General features: G+C 76.1%; 22 protein-coding genes. 16 read left to right on the top strand and 6 right to left on the bottom strand.

All coding sequences use genetic code 11. From position 1 onward, the window contains the following. From VM242_12065 to VM242_12045, 5 genes are all read left to right on the top strand, one after another. The coding region (locus VM242_12065) for a hypothetical protein (GenBank protein ID HVM05898.1) at nt 1-385 on the top strand (385 nt) is incomplete at its 5' end. Between the two features lie 7 nt (nt 386-392). Then, entirely contained in the window at nt 393-587 is a 195-nt protein-coding gene (tatA, locus tag VM242_12060; protein ID HVM05897.1) for a twin-arginine translocase TatA/TatE family subunit, read from the top strand. Nucleotides 588-626: 39 nt separating this feature from the next. Further along, a complete protein-coding gene (locus VM242_12055; protein HVM05896.1) occupies nt 627-1,139 on the top strand; it encodes a sigma-70 family RNA polymerase sigma factor in 513 nt (170 codons plus the stop codon). After that, entirely contained in the window at nt 1,136-1,558 is a 423-nt protein-coding gene (locus tag VM242_12050) for a zf-HC2 domain-containing protein (protein HVM05895.1), read from the top strand. Before VM242_12055 ends, VM242_12050 begins: the two co-directional genes overlap by 4 nt. Before the next feature lie 263 nt (nt 1,559-1,821). Continuing rightward, entirely contained in the window at nt 1,822-2,787 is a 966-nt protein-coding gene (locus VM242_12045; protein ID HVM05894.1) for a hypothetical protein, read from the top strand. Here VM242_12045 and VM242_12040 read toward each other — a convergent pair. After that, nucleotides 2,771-3,019, bottom strand: coding sequence for a WhiB family transcriptional regulator (locus tag VM242_12040; GenBank protein HVM05893.1), 249 nt, complete (start codon nt 3,017-3,019; stop codon nt 2,771-2,773). The two genes, VM242_12045 and VM242_12040, sit on opposite strands and share 17 nt — an antisense overlap. Nucleotides 3,020-3,216: 197 nt before the next feature. On the opposite strand from VM242_12040, the gene VM242_12035 reads away from it, so the two are divergent. The 5 genes from VM242_12035 to VM242_12015 all read left to right on the top strand — a co-directional run bounded on the left by VM242_12035 (nt 3,217) and on the right by VM242_12015 (nt 8,055). Next, entirely contained in the window at nt 3,217-4,485 is a 1,269-nt protein-coding gene (locus VM242_12035) for a trypsin-like peptidase domain-containing protein (GenBank protein HVM05892.1), read from the top strand. A gap of 221 nt (nt 4,486-4,706) precedes the next feature. Next, complete coding sequence (locus VM242_12030) at nt 4,707-4,991, top strand: hypothetical protein (protein ID HVM05891.1); 285 nt, start codon at nt 4,707-4,709, stop codon at nt 4,989-4,991. 62 nt (nt 4,992-5,053) lie between these two features. After that, the gene (locus VM242_12025) at nt 5,054-6,313 is read left to right on the top strand and encodes a HAMP domain-containing sensor histidine kinase (GenBank protein HVM05890.1); all 1,260 of its coding nucleotides are present in this window, start codon (nt 5,054-5,056) and stop codon (nt 6,311-6,313) included. Beyond that, nucleotides 6,313-7,554, top strand: a complete 1,242-nt coding sequence (locus VM242_12020) for an MFS transporter (GenBank protein ID HVM05889.1) — start codon at nt 6,313-6,315, stop codon at nt 7,552-7,554. The genes VM242_12025 and VM242_12020 overlap by 1 nt, the downstream gene beginning before the upstream one ends. 3 nt (nt 7,555-7,557) lie before the next feature. Next, a complete protein-coding gene (locus VM242_12015) occupies nt 7,558-8,055 on the top strand; it encodes a metallophosphoesterase family protein (GenBank protein HVM05888.1) in 498 nt (165 codons plus the stop codon). A gap of 200 nt (nt 8,056-8,255) precedes the next feature. Here VM242_12015 and VM242_12010 read toward each other — a convergent pair whose 3' ends face one another. After that, nucleotides 8,256-9,431 carry a zinc-dependent metalloprotease gene (locus tag VM242_12010; GenBank protein ID HVM05887.1) on the bottom strand — a complete coding sequence of 392 codons (1,176 nt, stop codon included), beginning with the start codon at nt 9,429-9,431 and terminating at the stop codon, nt 8,256-8,258. Nucleotides 9,432-9,474: 43 nt separating this feature from the next. After that, nucleotides 9,475-10,674, bottom strand: coding sequence for a S1C family serine protease (locus VM242_12005; protein ID HVM05886.1), 1,200 nt, complete (start codon nt 10,672-10,674; stop codon nt 9,475-9,477). 74 nt (nt 10,675-10,748) lie between these two features. On the opposite strand from VM242_12005, the gene VM242_12000 reads away from it, so the two are divergent. The 4 genes from VM242_12000 (at nt 10,749) to bioB (ending at nt 13,735) form a co-directional block, all read left to right on the top strand. Further along, the gene (locus VM242_12000; GenBank protein ID HVM05885.1) at nt 10,749-11,237 is read left to right on the top strand and encodes a molybdenum cofactor biosynthesis protein MoaE; all 489 of its coding nucleotides are present in this window, start codon (nt 10,749-10,751) and stop codon (nt 11,235-11,237) included. Further along, nucleotides 11,234-11,395 carry a hypothetical protein gene (locus VM242_11995; GenBank protein HVM05884.1) on the top strand — a complete coding sequence of 54 codons (162 nt, stop codon included), beginning with the start codon at nt 11,234-11,236 and terminating at the stop codon, nt 11,393-11,395. Before VM242_12000 ends, VM242_11995 begins: the two co-directional genes overlap by 4 nt. Nucleotides 11,396-11,453: 58 nt before the next feature. Continuing rightward, nucleotides 11,454-12,458 carry a rod shape-determining protein gene (locus VM242_11990; GenBank protein HVM05883.1) on the top strand — a complete coding sequence of 335 codons (1,005 nt, stop codon included), beginning with the start codon at nt 11,454-11,456 and terminating at the stop codon, nt 12,456-12,458. 275 nt (nt 12,459-12,733) lie between these two features. After that, nucleotides 12,734-13,735, top strand: a complete 1,002-nt coding sequence (bioB, locus tag VM242_11985; GenBank protein ID HVM05882.1) for a biotin synthase BioB — start codon at nt 12,734-12,736, stop codon at nt 13,733-13,735. 189 nt (nt 13,736-13,924) lie between these two features. Here bioB and VM242_11980 read toward each other — a convergent pair whose 3' ends face one another. From VM242_11980 to VM242_11970, 3 genes are read right to left on the bottom strand one after another with little or no spacing between them, the layout of a single operon-like run. Then, nucleotides 13,925-15,754: an aminotransferase class I/II-fold pyridoxal phosphate-dependent enzyme gene (locus VM242_11980; GenBank protein HVM05881.1), complete on the bottom strand. Its 1,830-nt coding sequence runs from the start codon at nt 15,752-15,754 to the stop codon at nt 13,925-13,927. Further along, nucleotides 15,751-17,043: an adenosylmethionine--8-amino-7-oxononanoate transaminase gene (gene bioA, locus VM242_11975; protein ID HVM05880.1), complete on the bottom strand. Its 1,293-nt coding sequence runs from the start codon at nt 17,041-17,043 to the stop codon at nt 15,751-15,753. The genes VM242_11980 and bioA overlap by 4 nt, the downstream gene beginning before the upstream one ends. Then, entirely contained in the window at nt 17,040-17,681 is a 642-nt protein-coding gene (locus tag VM242_11970; GenBank protein HVM05879.1) for a HEAT repeat domain-containing protein, read from the bottom strand. Before VM242_11970 ends, bioA begins: the two co-directional genes overlap by 4 nt. An 89-nt stretch (nt 17,682-17,770) precedes the next feature. Here VM242_11970 and VM242_11965 point away from each other — a divergent pair, with 89 nt between their 5' ends. Continuing rightward, a complete protein-coding gene (locus tag VM242_11965) occupies nt 17,771-18,415 on the top strand; it encodes a class E sortase (GenBank protein ID HVM05878.1) in 645 nt (214 codons plus the stop codon). A gap of 62 nt (nt 18,416-18,477) precedes the next feature. Further along, on the top strand, nt 18,478-18,834 hold the full coding sequence (locus VM242_11960) for a hypothetical protein (GenBank protein HVM05877.1): 357 nt from the start codon (nt 18,478-18,480) through the stop codon (nt 18,832-18,834). Nucleotides 18,835-19,058 lie beyond the last annotated feature (224 nt).

The raw sequence follows: 19,058 nt of genomic DNA, 5'->3' as shown, positions 1-19,058 counted from the left end.
CTCGCCCACCAGGCACAGGCGGTTGACCGAGCGGGCCACCGAGGACGGGTCCCGGCCGGCCGCCTGCGAGGCGGCCGGCCGGGACCCGTCCTCGGTGGCCCGCTCGGTCAACCGCCTGTGCCTGGTGGGCGAGGACGAGGCCGACGTCCGCCGCCGTTGGGAGGCGCTGGGCGAGACGTCGCCCTCCGGCGCCCTCCGGGGGATGTCGCTCGACGACTACCGCCGGGGCCGGCTGGTGGGCACCGTCGACCAGGTCGCCGAGCAGCTGGCGGCGTGGGAAGGGGCGGGCGTGTCGACCGTCGTCGTCAGCCTGGGCGCGCTACCGTTCACGGTGACGGGCCTGGACGACCTCGCTCTGGTGGCGTCCGCCTCGGGACCACGTTAGGAGTGCCATGGGAAGCCTGGGAGCCACCGAGCTCATCATCATCCTGGTGGTCGTCCTGCTCCTCTTCGGCTCCACCCGCCTCCCCAAGCTCGCCCGGTCGCTCGGCCAGGCGTCCAAGGAGTTCAAGCAGGGGATCGCCGAGGGGTCGAAGGACGAGGAGGTCGGCGAGCCCGGCAAGCCTGGCGGCAAGCCCGGCGCCTGACACCGGCCGGGAACTTGTCCGGCGTGCCCGTCGTTCGGAATGACGGACGCGGAGGAGCAGCCGGTCCCCGACTGGGAGCAGGTGGCGCGCGAGTACGGGCGCTTCCTGTACACGGTCGCCTTCCGGCTCTCCGGGAACCACGAGGACGCGCAGGACCTGGCTCAAGACGTCCTACTCCGGGTCCGGCGAGGGCTCGAGACGTACAAACCGGGGTCGATGGAAGGATGGTTGAGCCGTATCACGACGAACGTGTTCCTCGATGAGGTCCGCCGCCGCCGCCGCCGGCCCCAGGGCGTCCTGCCCTCCGATCCCGACCGGGTCGTGCCGCCGGCGCCGGCCGCCGACGTCGTCCTCGCCGAGCAGGCCCTGCCCGAGGACGTCCAGGGCGCCCTGGCGTCCCTGCCCGACGAGTTCCGGGTGGCCGTCGTCCTCTGCGACGTGGCCGGGCGGTCCTACCAGGAGATCTCCGACGCCCTGGGCGTGCCCCTCGGGACCGTGCGCAGCCGCATCCACCGCGGCCGGGCCCTGCTGCGGGAGGCCTTGACCCGATGACCGACGACCTCGACGCCACGGCCCACCTGGGCGACGCCCTGAGCGCGCTGGCCGACGGCCAGCTGCCGGCCGACGACGCCGACGCCGCCCGGGCCCACGTGGCGGCGTGCGCGACCTGCGCCGCCGAGCTGCTCGCCGTCGAGCAGGTGCGCGCCCTCGTGCGGGGGCTGGGCCCGGTCGAGCCCCGCCGGCCCCTGGTGGCCGCCGTACCGCAGGTGGGCCGCACCAGCCGGCTGGCCGGGGTGGCCGCCGTGGCCGCCGCCGCCGCCGCCCTGCTGGCCCTGTCCGGCGTCGAGCCGGACGTGGGGCGGGCGCCCCAGGTGGCGAGCCTGGTGCAGGTGCACGCCACCTCGCCGGTCAACGCCGACCCGATGAGCCAGATCGCCCCGGCGGCCATCCCGGTGTCGCTCGAACGGTGAGCGGTCCCGCCTCGCAACCGGAGGTTGCCCGGCGTTCCGCCTCGCAACCGGGGGTTGCTCGGCGAGTTGATCGTGCTGCGGCCCGCCGCCGGAGGCGGCGGGCCTCCCGCCTCGCAAGCGGAGCTTGCTCGGCGGGCCGACGGAGCTCCGGCCGTCCGGCGATGCCGGCCGGCCTGCGCCGATGGTCCTCTGTCGGCAGCCGGCCGGGCCGCCTCCGGCGGCGTCCGGCGGCCGCCGACTCTCGCTGGGGTGCCCGCAGGGCGGTGGGCGTCGGCGTCGTCGTGGCGGGGCTCGTGGTCGTGCTGCTTCCCGGCCCGGGCGGTGTGGCGTCGGCCGAGGGCCCGGTGGAGGAGGCCCGGGAGGCGGCCCGGCGGGTGCCGTTCTCGGCTCGGGTCGAGGTGTCGTGGGTCGACCGCGAGGGGCTGCACACGGCCGAGCTGGGCATACGGGCGGTGGGCGGTCGCATCCGGGTCCAGGGGCCGGCGGCGGAGGACGGCGACGGCGGCGGGCCGAGGGTGATCGAGGACGACGGGGAGGTCGGCGGCCTGCTGGCGCCGGCGCTCGAGCGGACCTACGAGCTGGTGCGCCAGGACGGCCCGACGGTCGCCGGCCGGCCCACCGAGCTGTTGTTGCTCCGCCGCGACGGCGAGCTCCGGGAGCGGCTGGCCATCGACGAGGCGACCGGGCTCGTGCTCCTGCGCGAGGTCTACGGCTCCGAGGGGAAGCCCGTCCGCATCGTCCGGGTGCTGGAGCTGGAGACGGCCCCGGTGGCGCAGCCGGCGGCGGGCGCCGCCACCAGGAGCGACCAGCCTCGCTTCCTGAGCGTGTCACGGCTCTCGTCGCGCTACCCGGCACCGGCGTCGCTGGACGGCGGCTACCGGCGGGTCGGCGCCTACCGCCACTCCCGGGGGGTCCAGCTGCTCTACAGCGACGGGCTCCACGGGCTCTCGCTCTTCACCGAGCCCGGGCCACTGGCCCCCGGGGCCCTTCCGGGCGGCGGCGAGCCGGTCTGGGTCGGGCGCACGGCCGCCGTCCACTACACGTGGCCGGGCGGCGAGGTGATCACGTGGGAGTCGGGCCGCATGGTCCACACCCTCGTCGGCGACGGGACCACCGCCGACCTGCTGGCGGCGGCCGCCTCCGTGCCCCCGCCGGGCCGCCCGTCGGTCCTCGACCGGGTCCGGGCGACGTCGCGAACGGTCGCCGAGCTGATCAGCGGAGGTCGCTGACGGTCGCCGGCCCCGTCTGGCGCTCCAGGCGCCGGCGGCGGGCGATGCGGCGCCGCTCCCGCTCCGACGCTCCGCCCCACACGCCGTGGTCGATGCGGTTGCGGAGCGCGTACTCCAGGCAGGGGGACTGCATCGGGCACTCGGCGCAGATGCGGCGCGCGATCTCGACGCCGACCCCGTCGCTCGGGAAGAACGTGGCCGGCGGGACGTCCCTGCACTTGCCCTGAGCCATCCATTCCGTTTCCATGGCACCTCCGTTCCCGAGTCAACGGCACGCGTGTGTCGATCAGTTCCCGGGAACATGTTCGGAGGGGGCTGCGTTCCCGGATGGAAGAATGGGCGGCCTGCGGCCGCGGCCCTTCCCACCCGTCCCCGTCGGGCGGCGGGAGCAGGGACGTCGGGCGGAGAGACGACCAAGGAGCTATGCGCGTGAGCGACGACAGCGGACGGGGAAGCTGGTCCTGGGGACCCCCGGAGGACGACCGGCCCGACGACACCGCGCCGCTCGACACCAAGGTCGACGAGCCCCCCACCGCGCCGGGCGGGCAGGCGGTGCCGCCGTGGGCGGCTGCCCCGCCTCCGGCCCGGTCCCCGGGCTCGCCGGCCGGCCCGTGGATCGTGATCGCCCTGGTCGCGGCGGTCATCGGCGCCCTGGTCGGAGCGGGCGCCGCCATGCTGGCGGACGACGAGGGCGGCCGGGTGGAGTCGGCGGGCGGCACCACCACCATCCCGTCGTTCGGCAACAACACCAGCAACCTGGCCCCGCCCCGGGACATCCAGGAGGTGCTGGCCCGGGTCCAGCCCGGGGTCGTGGCGGTCCGCAGCGCCACCTTCCAGGGCGGCGGGGGCTTCGACCTCAACCCCGATCCCGTCCAGGGCGCGGGCACGGGCATGATCCTGTCGACCGAGGGCGACATACTCACCAACGCCCACGTCATCGAGGGCGCCACCGCCATCCAGGTCACCCTGTTCGGCGAGCGCGAGCCGCGCGACGCCACGGTGGTGGGCGCCGACGCCGACGCCGACGTCGCCGTCCTCCGGCTGCGTGACACCTCGGGGCTCGAGGGCCGGCCCGTGCAGCTGGGCGAGTCGGGCAAGGTGAAGGTGGGCGACGACGTGGTCGCCATCGGCAACGCCCTGGCCCTTCCCGGCGGTCCCACCGTCACCGTCGGCATCGTGTCTGCCCTGGAGCGCTCCCTCGGCCGGCTGTCGAACCTCATCCAGACCGACGCCGCCATCAACCCCGGCAACTCGGGCGGGCCGCTCGTCAACAGCGACGGCGAGGTCATTGGCATCAACACCGCCGTGCTCGGCCAGCGGGCCCAGAACATCGGCTTCGCCATCGCCATCGACACCGTCAAGCCGCTGATCGAGCGCCTCCAGTCGGGCGAGGCGGCGCCCGCCCAGGGGTTCCTCGGCGTGAGCACCGTCACCCTCACGCCCGAGATCCGCGAGCGGCTGGACTTCGGGCCGCAGGCCGGAGCGATCGTGGTGGAGGTCGTGGCCGGCTCGCCGGCGGCCCAGGCCGGTCTCGAGGCCAACGACGTGATCACCCGGATCGGCGACCAGAGCATCGACACCAACGCCAACGTGCAGACGGCGGTGCGGGCCCACAAGCCGGGCGACCGGGTCGAGGTCGTCTGGATGCGCGGCGAGCAGGAGTTGCGGGCCACCGTCGTCCTCGGCTCCCGCCCGTAGGTTCGACCTCATTCGTTCGCTTCGCTCACTCCATTCGGTCGAGTCGGATCGTGCTCCGGCGGGCGAGCGGAGCCCGCCCGCCTCCGCTCTGTCCTTTCTCGGTGTCCGCAGCCGTAGAGGCCGCCTATGGCGGGCGAGTGCGGCCACGGACCTTGCCCCCAGCGAGCGAATGAGGTCGAAGCCGGTAGGCTGCCCGGCCTCCGCCCAGCGAGGAGCGTCCCATGTCAACCGTCGCCAGCGGGCCCGACCAGTCGGCGCCGCAGCAGCCGCCCCGCGGCCACGTCCGCATCGTGTACCTCGGCCCCGTGGCGCCCCACTGGGACCTGGAGTCGGCCTACGGCGAACGGGTGCTCATCGAGGAGTTCCGCCAGCGGGCCATGGCGCGCCTCGTCCTCCTGCCGCCGCACGACCCCCAGTTCCGCCGCAACCGGGAGCGGGTGGCCCGCGACGCCGAGCGGGAGAACCTCATCCTCGAGTGGGACCTGGGCGTCCCTGAGGAGGAATAGCCGGCGCCGGCGCCCCCGGGGTCCGGCCGCCGGGCGGGCCCCTGCCCGTACAGTGGGAAGCCATGTTGGAGCTCTCCACGGGCACGGCGCTCGCCGTCGCCGCCGGTGGCGGCGCCCTCGTGGTCCTGCTGGCCGCGCTGCTCGTCCGCTCGGTCCGCCAGTGGCGCGCCGCATCCCGCCGGCTGACCGCCGTCGCCTCGCGCCTGGAGGCGCCCGGCGCGCCACCGTCGGAGGATCGTGACGTGGTCGGCCGCGTCGAGCGGCTGGCCCAGGGCGCCGTCCTGCGGCTGAGCGACGCCGATGCGCGGGCCGAGCGCCTGGCCGGGGCGCTGAGTGCCGTCGGGGTCGGCGTGGTGGTCTGCGACGAGACGGGCGACGTGATCCACGACGGCGCCGGCGAGGTGGCCGCCGGAGGCGCCGTGGCCGACGCCGTGCGCGCCGTCCTGGCCAAGGCCGTCGACGGCCGGGCGGCCGAGCGCACGGTGGACCTGGCCGGCCCGCCGCCCCGGTCGCTGCGGGTCACCGGCCGGCCCGTCGACGACGGGCGGCGGGTCGTCGGCGGCGTGGCGGTCGTCGACGACGTGACGGAACGCCGGCGGTTCGACGTCGTCCGGCGGGACTTCCTGGCGAACCTCACGGCCGAGCTGAAGGCGCCCCTGGGCGCGCTCGGGCTGCTGGCCGGCACCATCGTGGCCGAGGACGACCCGGCGCTCACCCGTCGCCTGGCCGCCCGGCTCGAGGCCGACGCGCTGCGGGTGGGGCGCATGGTCGACGACCTCGCCGAGCTGAGCCGTCTGGAGTCGGGCGCCCTGCCCGCCCGCGAGCCGGTGTCCGTGCACCTGGTGGTGGCACAGGCGGTGGAGCGCGCCCTTGCCGCCGCCCCGGGGCGGGCCGTGTCGGTGGACGCCGCGCCCGCCCCGTCCGGCCTCGCCGTGGCGGGCGACCGGCGCCAGCTCGTGTCCGCCCTGGGCCACCTGGTGGAGAACGCGGTGGTGGCGGCGGGCGACGAAGGGACCGTCCGGGTGAAGGTGACGGGGGGTGCCGAATGGGTGGACGTGGCGGTGGCCGACGACGGCCCCGGCATCCCCGCCGCCGAGCTGGGCCGGGTCTTCGAGGCGTTCTACCGCACGGGGGACGCCCGCGAGCGGTCGGCCGCCGGCACGGGGCTCGGCCTCGCCATCGCCTCCCGGGTGGCGGCGGCCGCCGGCGGCGAGGTGCTCGCCTCGTCCGAGGTGGGCCGGGGGTCGACCTTCACCCTCCGCCTCCCGGCCGCCGCCGACGGCGGGAGCGGCGCCCCGGCCGCCCGCCTCGAGGCGGGGTGATGGAGGCCGATACCGGGTGGCGGCCGCTCCGCCACCCCGTCCACCCGGCCGAGATCACCACGCCCCCGTTCCGGCGGCTGGCCGTGGCGCACGTCCTGTCGGTCGCCGGCGACGCCCTGGTCACCGTCGCCCTGGCCGGGTCGCTCTTCTTCGACATCTCCCCCGACGCCGCCCGCGGGCGGGTGGCCCTCTCGCTGGTGCTGACGATCCTGCCCTTCGGCGTCGTGGCCCCGTTCCTCGGGCCGGCCATCGACCGCCTGGCCGGTGGCCGCCGCCTCATGGTGGTGACCGCCGCGCTCGGGCGGGCGCTGGCCGCCCTCTACGCGGCGGCGGTCCTGGACGGCCTCCTGCTGTTCCCGACGGCGTTCGCGCTCCTGGTCCTCTCCAAGACCCACGCCGTGGCCAAGAGCTCCCTCGTCCCCACCGTCGTCGACTCGCCGGACGGCCTGGTGGGCGCCAACGCCCGCCTCACACTGGCCGGCGCCGTGATCGGCTCGCTGGCCGCCGCCCCGGGCGTGCTCGTCATGCAGGTCTTCGGCGCCGAGTGGGTGATGCGGCTCGCCGCCGTGGTCTTCGCGGCCGGCGGGATCGCCGCCCTCCGCATCGTCCAGGTCCACCCCGACGACCCGGCGGCGCGGTCCGTCGCCTCCGAGGAGCTCCGCCACGCCGGCGTGCGACTGGCGGCGACGGCCATGGGGATCCTGCGGGCCTCGGTGGGGTTCCTCACCTTCCTGCTCGCCTTCGCCCTCCGCCGCGGGGGGCAGCCGGCGTGGCTGTTCGGCCTCGTCATCGCCGCCAGCGTGGCGGGAGGGCTGCTCGGCTCGTTGATCGCACCGGCACTGCGACGGCGGGTGGTGGAGGAGCACCTGCTGGCCGGGTCGCTCGGCCTGGTGCTGGTCGTGATGCTGGTGGCGGCCCGCACCGGCGGTCGCCCGGCGCCCGTCATGGCGGCCGGTGTGGTGGGGCTGGCCGCCGGGTCGGGCAAGCTCGCCTTCGACTCGCTCGTGCAGCGCGACGCGCCGGCCGCCGCCCAGGGCCGCTCGTTCGCCCGCTTCGAGGCGGCCTTCCAGCTGTCCTGGGTCTTCGGCGCGCTCATCCCCGTCGCCATCACCGTGCCGAGCCGCGCCGGCTACGTCCTCCTGGCCGTCGCCGCCGCCGTCGGCGCCGCCCTCTACCTCGCCGGCCTGGCGACCCACCACCGCCGGCGCACGGCCGGCGCCGCGCCGCGCCGGGTGGCCTGACGGATGGCCACGCGCGCCCTCGTCCTGTCCGACACCCACCTCCGGCCCGGCGGGAGGCGCCGGCTGCCCGACGCCGTGTACCGGGCGCTGGGCGAGGCCGACGTCGTCCTCCACGCCGGCGACATCGTGACCGCCGACCTGGTGCACGAGCTGTCGGGTTTCGCGCCGGTCCACGCCGTGCTCGGCAACAACGACTCCGACCCGGCCCTGTCGATCCTGCCGGAGACGCGCCTCGACGTGGTCGACGGCGTGCGGGTGGCGATGGTCCACGACAGCGGGCCCCGGGCGGGCCGGGAGGCCCGGCTGCGCCGCCGCTTCCCCGACGCCGACGTGGTCGTGTTCGGCCACAGCCACATCCCGTGGAACCAGCCCGGGCTCGACGGCCAGCTCCTGTTCAACCCCGGGTCGCCCACCGAGCGCCGGGCCCAGCCCCACCACACCTTCGGCCTGCTCCGTCTCGACGCCGGGCGGGTGCTCGGGTCCGAGATCGTCGTCGTGTAGCTCTTCGACCTCACTCGTTCGCTTCGCTCACTCCGTTCGGTCGAGTTGGAGTGCTCCGGCGGGCGAGCCGCAGCTCGCCCGCCTCCGCTCTGTCCTCTTCTGCGGTGTCCGAAGCCGGAGAGGCCGCCTGCGGCGGCGAGGGCGGCCACGGACCTTGACGCCGCGAACGGCGAAGACGTCGCCCCCCACAGGGCGCCGGATCAGCCGGGGAGGTCGATGCGCTCCAGCCACAGGCCGGGGGCGTCCACCTCGGCGGGCGTCGGCAGCTCCCGCTCCGACCTCCACAGCCGTGCCAGCCCCTCCTCACCCGCCCGCTCGACCACGCCCGTCACGAAGGCGCGCCCCCGTTCGTACAGGGCGGGGGCGGCGTCGAGGCCGAACAGGCGGGCGGCGAACCGCTCGCCCTCGCCCCGCTCGGCCCGCCGCCGGCGCAGCGCCTCCACCAGGGCGCCGTAGCCGCCCACCAGCCGCTGGCCGGCACCGTCCAGCACGTGGTCGGTGTAGCCCTCGATGGCGGCGACCAGCGCCTCGATGCGGGTCAGGACGACCCGCTGCTCGGGGGTCTCCATGGCCCCCAGGAGCTCGCCGGGGTCGCCCAGCGCCGCCTGGAAGGACAGGGGGTCGGTGGGGTCGATGGCGGTGAAGCGGTCCTGGAGGGTCGTGGGGTCGGGCCGGAACCCGGCCACGTACGAGCGCAGCAGGCCGTCCAGGCGGGCCCGCACGTGGGGCCGGCCCAGGACGGCGTGGTGGGTCACCTCGCTGAGGCACAGCCACAGCCGCACGTCGTCGAGCGGCAGGCTCCAGTCGGTGGCGAAGTCCCTGAGGTTGGCGGGCACGAGGACCAGCTCGTCCGACGGCGGCCGCGGCACCGGCAGCTCGTACTGGCTCAGCGCCCGCCGGGCCAGGTGCCCGACCATCGTGCCGGCCTGCATCCCCAGCAGCAGGGGACCGACCACCTCGGTGATGCCCCCCAGCAGCTCGGCGCCCGGGTCGGGCGCCGTGTCCTCGTCGTCCGGCGACGACGGGCCGACCGAGGTGGCGAGCCCCTCGAACAGCGGCCGGTAGGACTCCAGCGTGCGGCGCGCCCACTCGGCCCGGCCCACGGCGGCGACGCTCAGCGGGCGCCCGGTGACCGACGTGGGCAGCCCGGTGGCGTCCGACACGTGCAGGTCGGCGACCCGGACCAGCTCCTCCAGGCGGATGCGCTCGACGGGGTCGGCGTTGGGCTCGGGTTGGCCCTCGGTCGCCATCCAGAGGGCGAGTTGGCGGGCGACCTCGAAGTTGACGGTGCCCTGGTTCGACAGCAGCTTGGCCAGCTCGCCGAAGAGCCCCTCGAAGGGGTTGCCGGAACCTCCGAACGGGCCGGGAGTGCTCACCCGGCCATCGTAGGGTCGCCGCCGCCGGTAGGGCCCCCGTGGCTCAGGGACCGGCGGGCGGGCGCTCGCCGAGCGTCACGCTCACGACCCGGCGGACGGACTGGCGCACCACGGCCAGGCGCACGACGTGACCGGGCCGGTGGGAGCGCACGAGGATGCGCAGGGCGCCCATCGACGCCACCGGCATGCCGTCGATGGAGGCGATCACGTCGCCGGCCGCCAGCCCCGCTTCCGCCGCCGGGCCGTCGTCGCGGACGTGGGTGACGAGGGCGCCGCCTCCCATGCCGAGGGCGGCGGCCGCCGACGCGTCGAGGTCGCCGCCCTCGATGCCGATCCACGCCCGGGCGACGGCGGCTCCGGCGGCCAGCTGGTCGGCCACGGCGCGGGCGATGTCGATGGGGGTGGCGAACCCGAGCCCGGCCACGCCGGCATCGGGAGTCGTCACGGCGGTGAGGATGCCGACGACGGCGCCGCGCTCGTCGACGAGGGCACCACCCGACCACCCGTCGATCACCGGCGTGTCCGTCTGGATGAGGTCCACCAGGGCGCTGGCACCGTCGCGGTCGACCTGGCGGCCCACCGCGCTGACCATCCCGACCACGCCGCCACCGGAGGCGCCGACCGCCATGACGTCCTGGCCGACGGCGAGGGTCGCCGCCGAGCCGAGCGGCGCGGTGGTGACGCTCGTCCACTCCTCCACCTTCACCACGGCCAGGTCGGTGGCCGGGTCGGTGCCGAGGAGCCGGCCACCCCCACGGGCCCCGCCCGCCAGGGTGACGGTGATGCGCTCGGCCCCGTCCACCACGTGGGCGTTGGTGAGGACGTGGCCGTCGCTGCGGAACAGCACCCCCGAGCCCTGCCGCGGCCCTCCGGCCCGCTCGACGGTGAGTGCGACGACGGCGGGCCGCAGGCCCTCGGCGATGCCCGCCGCCCCGGGCGCCGTCCCGCCGTCCGAGGTCGACAGCACGCCCGCCGGCAGCGCCACCCGCTCCACGACGGGGACGGTCCGGGTCCGCTCCTCGAAAGCGCCGGCCAGCGCCAAGATGCCGACGCCGAGGACGGCGCCGCAGGCGGCGGCGACGCCGGCCACGGCCCACAGGTGGGTGCGCCGGCGGCGGCCGCCGTCCGGCTCGAAGGGCAGCCCGAACGCCGACACCTCGGAGGGGTGCCGCCACAGTCGGTCGTCGGGCGGCAGCAGGGGAGCCCCACGCTCGTCGTCGCCGAGCGGGTCGTCCGGCTCCATGCGGTCGAGGATAACGAGGGGCCCTCCGCGAAGGGCCGCGGGGCGGGAAGGCCCTGGTTCACTACCATACGGTCGTGCAAGTCGCGGCACTTCCCCGCCCTGGCGACGCCGACTGGACAGGCCTGACGTCCGATCCTCTGCCCCTGGCCGAGGCCACGACCTGGGCCGTGGTCCCGGAGTGCGGCGCCGTCGTGACCTTCGCGGGGACGGTGCGCGACCACGCCGAGGCGCGCAGCGGCGTCACCCGCCTGGAGTACGAGGCGTACGAGGAGCAGGTGGGCCCGCGGCTGGCGGGCATCGCCGCCGAGGCCCGCCGGCGGTGGCCGGCCCTGGGCCGGGTGGCGCTGCTGCACCGGGTCGGCCCGCTGGAGGTGACCGACGTCTCCGTCGTGGTGGCGGCCTCGGCGCCGCACCGGCCCGAGGCGTTCGAGGCGGCGCGCTGGTGCATCGACACGCTCAAGGCCACCGTGCCCGTCTGGAAGCGGGAGACCTGGGACGGCGGCACCGACTGGGCGACGTGTTCGACGGAGATCTCCGACGTGGAGGAGGCGGCCGTCCGGTGAGCAACCTGCTGTACCTGCTCCTCGCCGTCGGCCTCAGCGTGCTCGGTTCGCTGGCGCTCTGGTACCGCCATCGCAGGCCGCGCCGGCTCGAGCACGGGGTCGACGCGTTCCAGCGCGAGCTGCGGGCGCTGGCGCCGGAACGGCGTGAGGGTGACTAGGAGGCGGGCGGTGGGGCTCCGGCCGTGGGGCCGCGGCGCCCACGACGACGGCACGTAGGTGGCCCGGGACCTCGCCATCGACCTCGGCACCGCGAACACGCTGGTGTACGCGCGGGACCGCGGCATCGTGCTCAACGAGCCGACCGTCATCGCCCTCAACGAGAAGACCCAGGAAGTGCTGGCCATGGGCCACGACGCCTGGCAGATGATCGGCCGGACGCCGGGCTACATCGTCGCCGTCCGCCCGCTGCGCAAGGGCGCCATCACGGACTTCGACATCACCCAGCGCATGATCCGCCTGCTGCTCAAGCGGGCCGGGGTCACCCGGTTCAACCGCCCCCGCGTCCTGATCTGCGTGCCCTCGGCCATCACCGAGGTGGAGCGCCGGGCGGTGGAGGAGGCCGCCCGCCGGGCCGGCGCCGCCGACCCCTACCTGATCCACCAGCCCATGGCCGCCGCCATCGGAGCCGGCCTTCCCATCCACGAACCGCTCGGCAACATGGTGGTGGACGTCGGCGGCGGCACCACCGAGACGGCGGTCATCTCGCTGGGCGGGATCGTCGCCCTCCAGGCCATCCGGGTCGGCAGCTTCGACATCGACGCGTCGATCCAGACCTACGTGCGCCGCGACTACGGGATGGCCATCGGCGAGCGCACGGCCGAGGAGATCAAGCTGGCCATCGGCAGCGCCTACCCGGTCGACGACTCGGTGAAGGCCGAGGTCCGCGGAAGGGACCTGATGACGGGGCTGCCCAAGACGGTCATCCTGTCGCCCGACGAGGTGCGGGCCGCCATCGACGAGCAGGTGAGCGCCATCGTCGACTCGGTGGTGCAGTGCCTCGGCCAGGCCCCGCCCGAGCTGGCCCAGGACCTCATCGCCCAGGGCATCCACCTGGTGGGGGGCGGCGGGATGCTGCGGGGCCTCGACCGGCGTCTCCAGGAGGAAACGGCCATCCCCGTGCGCATGGTCGACGCGCCCCTCGAGTGCGTCGTGCTCGGCGCCGGGCGCTGCCTCGAGGCCTTCGAGTCCCTGAAGGTGATGTTCATGGGCGCCGACCGGTGACATCGCCGTCGGAAGCGGAGCTTCCTCGGCGAACTTGATCGGGCGGGGGGTGGCCGGCGGAGCCGGCCACCCCCCGCACTGCTGCTTGTCGGCCGCCAGCCGAAGGGGCCGCCTGCGGCGGCTTCCGGCGGGCCGTCGGCCGGCGGGACTGGCGCGCCGAGCCGGGCGCCGGCCGCGTTCTGGCGGCAAGGAGTGGCGGGATGCGCCCCGATTCGCCGCCGGAACTGCCGAGCGGACGGGCAGGGCGGGATCGGGCGCCGGTAGCCTCCGGTCCGATGACGGCTCGGGCCCTGCTGGCTGCCGCGTCGGCGGCGTTGGTGGACGAGCGCCGGCAGCTGTCCCTCGAGGAGGTGCGGGCCCTGGCGGCGCTGCCGGCCGAGTCGGTGCCGTCGCTGGCCGCCGTGGCCCACGAGGTGCGCCTCGCCTGGTGCGGGCCCGAGGTCGAGGTGGAGGGGATCCTCTCGGCCAAGACGGGAGGGTGCCCCGAGGACTGCTCGTTCTGCAGCCAGTCGGCCCGGTTCGACTCCCCGGTGCTGGCGACCCCCTTCCTGGACACGGCCGAGGTCCTCGCCGCCGCCCGGGAGACGGCGGCCCTGGGCGCCTCGGAGTTCTGCCTGGTGCTCGCCGTGCGGGGGCCCGACGAGCGGACGATGCGCCGCCTGGAGTCCCTCGTCCCGCTCGTCCGCCGGGAAACCGGGCTCGACGTGGCGGTGAGCGCCGGCATCCTAGACGAGTCGCAGGCCGCCCGCCTGGCCGCCGCCGGGACCCACCGCTACAACCACAACCTGGAGACGGCCCGGTCGTTCTTCGACCAGGTCGTCACCACCCACACGTGGGACGAGCGCTTCACGACCTGCCGCCTGGTCCGCGACGCCGGCATGGAGCTGTGCTGCGGCGTCCTCCTCGGCATGGGTGAGAGCGACGACCAGCGCGTCGAGCTGCTCGGGCAGCTGCGCGAGGTCGACCCGGCCGAGGTTCCGGTCAACTTCTTGAACCCCCGCCCGGGGACGCCGCTCGCCGGGCGCCGCCCGGTCGAGCCGCTCCAGGCCATCCGCTGGATCGCCCTGTTCCGGCTGGCGCTGCCCGGGGTGGTCCTCCGCTACGCCGGGGGCCGCGAGGTGACCCTCCGCGACCTCCAGGCCATGGGCATGACGGCGGGGATCAACGCCCTCATCGTCGGCAACTACCTCACCACCCTCGGCCGCCCGCCGGCCGACGACCTGGCCATGCTCGCCGACCTGGGCATGCCGGTGGGGGTCCTGTCGAAGGTGTGGTGACCCCGGGCGCCGGCCACTGCACCGGGTGCGGACAGCACGCGGCGGCGTGCGACGGGTCGTGCCGGCGGCCGCTCGACCCGCCCCGGTTCTGCCCGCGGTGCGGTCGGCGCCTGGCCGTGCGGGTGACCCCGGCGGGCTGGACGGCCCGCTGCCGCCACCACGGCGCACCCTGACCGGTCACGGAAGGGATCAGCCGAGGGCGCCGACCAGCTCGTCCACGGCGGTGACCACCTCCATGCCACGCGACTCGAGCCAACGGCGGTTGCCGGCGTGCACGGGGTCGCCGCCTTCGTAGCGGTTGAGGACCACCACGGGGGTCTGGGCCAGCGCGTCGGTGGCGAGGAGGACGGCGTTGACGGCCCCCAGCCCGGCCGGGGCCACCAGCACGACGGCGTCGGGCCGCAGCGCCCGCGCCAGCGCCACGTTGTCGGCGTCGGCCGCCACCGGCGACCGGGGCCCGCCCACGCCCTCGACCAGCCCCCAGTCGGCCTCCGGCCAGGCCAGCTCGTCGATCAGGTCGGCCAGCGAGAACGGCGGGCGCCCGAGCGCCTCGGCTGCCATGGGCGGCGCCATGGCCACCTCGTACCAGCGGTGCGGGGGGCACACCTCGGCCGGCTCCACGCCGGTGGCGCACGCCAGGACATCGGCATCGGTGAGGGCGTCGCCGGGCTCGAACGACTGGACCGGCTTGCGGGCCGCCACCGACCGGCCCCGCTCCCGGAGCACCCGGGCGAGCGACGCCGCCACCCACGTCTTCCCCACCCCGGTGCCCGTCCCGAGCACGACCACCAGCCGCCGGGGCCGGGCCCCGGACCGTGCGGGACGGCGGGGCGACGGGCCGAGGGCGGCGAGGGCGGCGGCCAGCCGGTCGACCTGGTCGGCGGTGTGGGCCGCGCTGAGCGACACCCGCAGGCGCGACGTCCCCGGCGGCACGGTCGGCGGGCGGATGGCGGGGACGAGCAGCCCGGCGTCGAGCAGCGAACGGGACGCGCCGAGCGCCGCCTCCTCGTCGCCCACGACGACGGGGACGATGGGGCTCGGGTGCCCGGGCCGGAGCCGGTCGACGTTGGCCCGCAGGCGCGCCCGCAGGGCGTCGCCCTCGGCCGAGCGGACGACCTCGACGGCGGCCAGGCCGGCGGCGGTGTCGGCCGGGGTCGACGCGGTGGTGAACACGAAGGTGCGGGCCCGGTTCACCAGCAGTTCGCAGAGAGCGGCGGGCCCGGCGGCGAAGCCGCCGAGCGACCCGAGCGCCTTCGACAGGGTCCCGATGCGGAGCACACCGGCGGAGGCGGGGACGTCGGGTCCGAGCACGGCGTGGGCCTCGTCCACCACGAGGAGCGCACCCGCGCGCCGGCACACGGCGGCCAGGTCGTCGAGCGGTGCCAGGTCGCCGTCCATCGAGAAGACCGACTCGGTCACGACGACGGCCCGGCCCGTCGTCCGGCGCAGGGCCCGTTGGACGGCCGCCACGTCGAGGTGGGCCGTCACGACGACGCGCGAACGGGACAGGCGGCAGCCGTCGACGATCGACGCGTGGTTCAGCTCGTCGCTCACGACGGTGACGCCCGGACCGCCCACCACGCCCAGCACCCCGAGGTTGGCGGCGTAGCCGGTCGGGAAGAGCACCGCCGCCTCGGTGCCCTTCCACGCCGCCAGCGACTCCTCCAGGCGGCGGTGCAGCGGGCGGGCCCCGGCGACGAGACGCGCCGACCCGGCGCCCGCCCCCCACCGGTCGAGGGCGTCGTGGGCGGCGGCCACGACGGCCGGGTGCCGGGACAGCCCCAGGTAGTCGTTGGACGCGAAGGAGACGACCGGTCGACCCCCGGCGACGGTCGTGGCCGGACCGGGGCCGTCGAGGTCACGCACCGAGCGCCACCGCCCGGCCGCCCGCAGCGCCGCCGCCTCGGCCGCCGCCCATGCCGCCCACCCGCCCGCCAGCAGGGGTGGGACCCGCTGCTCGCCCGGCGACCCGGAGCTGGTCGAGGCCGGTCCGTCGGGTCGGAGGTCGCCGCCCGTCACCCGCCGGCGACCTCCGCCACCGCCGCCTCCAGCACGTCGACGATCCGGTCCACCTCGGCGGCCGAGACGGTCAGCGGGGGCATCACGACGATCACGTCACCCAGGGGCCGCAGCAGCACGCCGGCCCGGACGGCGGCGGCGCACACCCGGCGACCCCACCGCTCGGCCGGCCCGGGCGGCGCCAGCTCCACGCCCGCCATCAACCCCTGCACCCGGACGGACCGCACCGCCGGTGACGGAGCGAGGCGGGCGTCGAGCGCCGAGCGCAGCTGCGCCGACCGGGCGGCGACGTTGGCCAGCACGTCCAGCTCCTCCAACAGCGCCAGGTGGCGCAGCGCCACTGCCGCCGCCAGCGCGTTGCCGCCGTAGGAGTGGCCGTGGAGGAACGTGACCGGAGCGGGGTCGGGGCCGAGGAAGGCGTCGAACACCCGGCCCGACGCCACCGTCGCCGACATCGGCAGGTACCCGCCGGTGAGGCCCTTCCCCAGCACGAGGAGGTCGGGCCGCAGCCCGCACTGCTCGGAGGCGAACAGCGTGCCGGTGCGGCCGAACCCGGTGGCCACCTCGTCGCACACCAACAGCACGTCGGCGTCCCGGCACGCCCGGCCCAGGGCGGCGAAGTCCTCGGGCGGGGCGGTCAGCATCCCGGCCGCCCCCTGGACCAGGGGCTCGACGACCACGGCGGTCAGGTCGGCCGCGTGGCGGTCGACCAGGGTGGTGGCCACCCGGACGGCGGACGGGTCGTCGAAGCCGGGCGCCCGCAGCACCGGGAAGCGCAGCGGCGCGAACACGTCGGCCCCGAAGCCCGATCCGCCGAGCGACATGGCCCCGATGCTGTCGCCGTGGTAGCCGCCCTCGAAGGCGAGGAACCCCCGCCGTCCCGGCTGCCCCTCGTTGACGCGGAGCTGGAACGCCATCTTGAGGGCCTGCTCGACGGCCGCCGCGCCGTCGGACGCGAACATGACGTGGGGGCGGTCCACGGGGACCACGGCCGCCAGCGCCTCGGCCAGCTCCACCACCACCGTGTTGCCGTGCCCGAGCAGCGTGGAGTGGGCGACGCGGTCGAGCTGGGCGCGGACGGCGTCGTCGAGAGCGGGCACCCGGTGCCCGAGCGTCGTCACCCACAGCGACGAGATGGCGTCGAGGTAGCGGTTGCCCTCGGCGTCGACCAGCTCGTGGCCCTCGGCCCGGTCCACGACGACGGGGCACTCGTCGAGGAAACCCGCCATCTGGGTGAAGCCGTGCCACACGACGGCGGCGTCGCGCTCGGCCCAGGAAGCGTTGGTCACCCGTCCCCCCCGGCCAGCAGGTCCTCGGCCGCCTGACGGACCTGCCAGTCGCGGTCCTCCAGGGCCCGGCGCAGGGCGGCCTCGACCTCGGGGCCCTCGAAGGCGGCGAGGGCGATCACGGCCCGGCGGCGGACGGCCGGCTTGTCGGTGGTGGCGCCGAGCACGGCGGGCAGCCCGGCGGGGTCGCCGACGGCGCCGAGGGCGGCCACCGCCGCCTCGCGGCAGAGGGCATCCTCGGCTGCCGACGCCACCCGGACCAGGGCCTCGACGGCGCCGGCGGACTCCGCCCCCCGCTCGCCCAGCGCCCAGGCCGCGGCCTCGGCCACCAGGGGGTCGGGGTCGTCGAGGAGGGGGACGAGGGCGAGCGGGTCGACGTCAGCCGCCGTCGCCGCCACCGCGCACGCCCGCCGGCGGACGAGCGGGTCGGCGTCGGCGAGGCCCGTTGCCACGTCGGCCGCTCCGGCCCGTCCCAGGCGGGCCAGGGCGGCCAGGGCGGTCGCCCGCACCCGCCCCGACCGGTCGCCCAGGAGGCGCCGGGCGGTGCTCTCGTCGCCGACGTGGCCGGCCTCGGCGGCTGCCGCGCGCCGGCGTGCCTCGTCGTGCGACGGAGCGGCGTCCGGCTGGCTCCGCCTGCCCATGAGGGCAGTGTTGACCGGTTCGCACCGAACGTGCCACCCGGCCCCCGCCGCGCCGTTCCGGCCCTTGACGGTGGTGCACACTGTTCTCCATGAGATCGACTCGGCGGCTGGCCCTGGTGCTCTGCCTGGGCCTGTTCTTCTCCGGGACGGGGGCCGTCTGGCTGCACCACGAGGAGCAGGCGGCGGCCGTCCCCGACGACCCCGGCCTGCGCGGGTTCGTGCCCGAGACCACCACCACGACGGTGCCGCCCACGACGGTGGCCACCGTCCCCGTCCCCGTCACCGCCGCGCCGGCGGCGAGGACGCCGGCCCGGGTCCCGTCGAACCCCTACGCCAACGAGCCCATGATCGAGCTGGGGACCATCGAGATCCCCAAGATCGGCCTCAACCACCGGATCTTCCAGGGCATCAGCCTGCGCTCCATCGACCGCGGCCCGAGCCACTGGCCCGGCACCGCCCTCCCCGGCGAGGTCGGGAACTCCGTCTTCGCCGGCCACCGCGTCACCCACAGCAAACCGTTCCGCAACATCGACCAGCTGGCGCCGGGCGACGAGGTGATCTTCAACGTCAACGGCAACCGGAGCGTCTACACGGTCACCGGCTCGGAGGTCGTGACCCCCAAGGCGCTGCACATCGTGGACCAGACGCCGACGCCCACCGCCACGCTCTTCGCGTGCCACCCGCCGGGGTCGGCCCGGTTCCGCTACGTCGTGCACCTGGCGCTCAAGACCTAAGGGCGGACGCCGCTCAAGCCCTCCCGCCCCCGAGCCGAGAAACTCGGGGAAAGGAGAGGCACATGTCGTTTCTGGTGAACTTCCGCAGTGCCGAGGGGAAGCCGGGGTACCACCCCACCGAGAGCCTCGAGGAGGCGGTTCGGTTCGTGGAGCACCTGCGCAACCAGGAGCACGTGATGGACGCGCGGGTGTGGCGTCTGCACGAGGTGCCCCTCGAGGTCAAGACCTACTACAAGGTCGAGGTGCTGCCCGTCGACCCCTCGACGCCCAAGCCGCCCGCCGCAGTCGCGCCCCGTCCCGAGGAGGACGCGGCGCCCAAACCGGACGCGGTCCTCGCCGGTGCGCCGGGGGACGCGGCCGGCGGGCCGGGCGGCGTCGGCCCCAACGGCGCCCGCTTCGGCCGGTTCAACCGCACCTGACGTCTTTCGCAGTCAGCCGACCGCCCGCCTCAGCGCCACGCTGATGGCGAAGATCGCCACGGTGATCAGGCCGGCCACGATCGTCCCCACCAGCACGGCCACGCCGAGCAACCCCAACGCAGAACGGACGCGGTGCGACCGTTCGACGACGACGGGCTGCGCCCTTGGCGGGGCGGGACGGGCTCCCGTGCGCGGGGCACCGGGGCCCGGGGCCCGTCCCGGGG

It is taken from the genome of Acidimicrobiales bacterium (genome assembly GCA_035540975.1).
Taxonomy (GTDB): domain Bacteria; phylum Actinomycetota; class Acidimicrobiia; order Acidimicrobiales.
Note: the sequence above shows the minus strand (reverse complement) of the source record. Positions and strands in the feature narration are given on the sequence as shown.